The 891-nt window shown below is 70.8% G+C and carries 2 protein-coding genes and 1 pseudogene; all 3 read right to left on the reverse strand.

Features of this window, described 5'->3' with window-relative positions:
- Positions 1-109: pseudogene (locus A5700_RS27490) on the reverse strand (hypothetical protein); the annotation flags it as partial.
- The gene (locus A5700_RS24790; RefSeq protein ID WP_068071606.1) at positions 106-681 is read right to left on the reverse strand and encodes an ATP/GTP-binding protein; all 576 of its coding nucleotides are present in this window, start codon (positions 679-681) and stop codon (positions 106-108) included. The pseudogene A5700_RS27490 and the gene A5700_RS24790, both read right to left, overlap by 4 nt.
- On the reverse strand, positions 662-891 hold a 230-nt coding region (locus A5700_RS24795; protein ID WP_156671436.1), incomplete at its 5' end, for a DUF742 domain-containing protein. The genes A5700_RS24795 and A5700_RS24790, both read right to left, overlap by 20 nt.

Below are 891 nucleotides of genomic sequence, written 5' to 3' on the forward strand. Positions count from 1 at the left end.
CGCCCCGGAAGTTGCAGCCGTCGAACACCACCCGCTCGGTGCGCAGCCCGCGCAGGTCCTCGTCGGTGAAGTCGCGGCCGGTGAACTCGCGGTCGGCCCACTCGCTCAACTGGCGGAGAGGCTGGCCAGCGCGTATTCGCTGACCGCGATCAGCGCGTCGGTCGCCGACCGGCGGTCCCGGGCGTCCACGCTGATCACCGGGATGTGCGCGGGCAGGGTGAGCGCCTCACGCACCTCGCCGACGGGGTAGCGGGGCGCGCCGTCGAACTCGTTGACGGCGACCAGAAACGGCAGGTTGCGGTGCTCGAAGAAGTCGACCGCGGCGAAGCTGTCCTGCAGCCGCCGCACGTCGACCAGCACGATCGCCCCGATGGCGCCGCGGACCAGGTCGTCCCACATGAACCAGAACCGCCGCTGGCCCGGGGTGCCGAACAGGTACAGCACCAGGTCCTCGCCCAGGGTGATCCGGCCGAAGTCCATGGCGACGGTGGTGGTCCGCTTGTTCGGGGTGGCCTCCAGCGCGTCGACGCCGGTCGAGGCGTCGGTGAGCATGGCCTCGGTGCGCAGCGGCATGATCTCCGAGACCGACCCGACGAAGGTGGTCTTGCCGGCCCCGAAGCCCCCGGCGATGACGATCTTCGTCGACGCGTGCGCGCCGGGGTCAGAGTGCCTTGAGGCCACGCAACGTCCTTCCGATCAGGTCCTTGCGCTCGTCTCGGGTCGAGCGCTCGGACAGGGTCCTGTGCACTCGAAGGTAGCCGGACAGGACGAGATCGCCGACCAGGACGCGCGCCACGCCCAGCGGTAAATCCAGACGCGCGGAGATTTCGGCGACCGACGGGCTGTCCACGCACAGCCGGACGATCCTGCCGCGGGCGTCGCCGGCCGGCC

The organism is Mycobacterium sp. E1214, from assembly GCF_001666755.1.
GTDB lineage: Bacteria > Actinomycetota > Actinomycetes > Mycobacteriales > Mycobacteriaceae > Mycobacterium.